General features: G+C 45.5%; 2 protein-coding genes. Both read right to left on the bottom strand.

All coding sequences use genetic code 11. The annotated features are described in order from the left end of the window. Positions 1-590 (bottom strand): 3-oxoacid CoA-transferase subunit B (locus FY048_RS18905; RefSeq protein WP_446092160.1); only part of this gene is annotated, 590 nt, incomplete at its 3' end. Positions 591-608: 18 nt separating this feature from the next. Then, on the bottom strand, positions 609-1,251 hold a 643-nt coding region (locus FY048_RS18910), incomplete at its 5' end, for a 3-oxoacid CoA-transferase subunit A (protein WP_446092161.1).

A 1,251-nucleotide genomic window follows, 5' to 3' on the forward strand; every position in this document is an offset into this window, starting at 1 on the left:
CCTTCCACTTTCTCAATTACTTTCAAACCATCTTGGGTCACATCAATCACACATAGGTCGGTGTAAATACGGTCAACACAGTTTTTTCCCGTTACCGGATAGCTCAGCTCAGCCACAATCTTCGGTTCACCTTGCTTGGTTACGTGGTCTGTAGTGATAAATACTTTTTTAGCACCTACAGCTAAATCCATCGCACCACCTACCGCAGGAATTGCATCTGGTGCACCTGTATGCCAGTTGGCCAAGTCACCATTCGCTGCAACCTGAAAGGCTCCAAGCACGGCAATATCAAGGTGTCCACCACGCATCATCGCAAATGAGTCGCCATGATGGAAAAAACTGCCACCTTCAAGCATGGTCACAAACTCTTTACCTGCATTAATCAGTTCAGGGTCTTCTTCACCTTCTGCTGGCGGTGGGCCAAAAGCCAACAGACCATTTTCAGAGTGAAGAAAAATATCTTTGTCGTTAGGTAGGTAGCTTGCAATCTTGGTTGGTAAACCAATACCCAAGTTCACATAGGCACCATCTGGAATATCTTGTGCCACACGTTTTGCAATCTGGTCACGGCTGAGTTTCTGGTAGCTCATGTTATTTCTCCTTATTGCTTACTGTGCGGGCTGTACTTGAACAACGTGCTGTACAAAAATACCTGGGGTAATAATGTGCTCTGGATCTAATCCACCTAGCTTAACCACCTCAGAAACCTGAACAATGGTGACATCAGCAGCCATGGCCATAATGGGGCCAAAGTTACGTGCAGATTTACGGTAAACCAGATTGCCCCAGCGATCGCCCTTATAAGCTTTAATCAAGGCAAAGTCAGCCTTAATTGGATATTCGAGTACGTAGTCTTTACCATCAATCTGGCGAGTTTCTTTACCTTCAGCTAAAAGTGTTCCAAAGCCTGTTGGGGTAAACACAGCGCCTAATCCCATACCAGCTGCCTGAATACGACAAGCCAGATTACCTTGTGGAACCACTTCAAGCTCTACTTTTCCGGCACGGTACAGTTCATCAAACACATAAGAGTCTGACTGACGTGGGAAAGAGCAAATCACTTTTTTAACTGATCCTGCTTTAAGCAGTTTAGCCAGACCGTAATCGCCATTACCGGCATTGTTGCTGACAATGGTGAGGTCTTTAATACCCAGTTCAATTAGTCCATCAATGAGTTCAGCGGGTTGTCCTGTGGTACCAAAACCACCAATCAGAATGGTTGCACCATCTTTAATCTGCGATAGTACCTCG

Source organism: Acinetobacter sp. 1124_18A, from assembly GCF_052824995.1.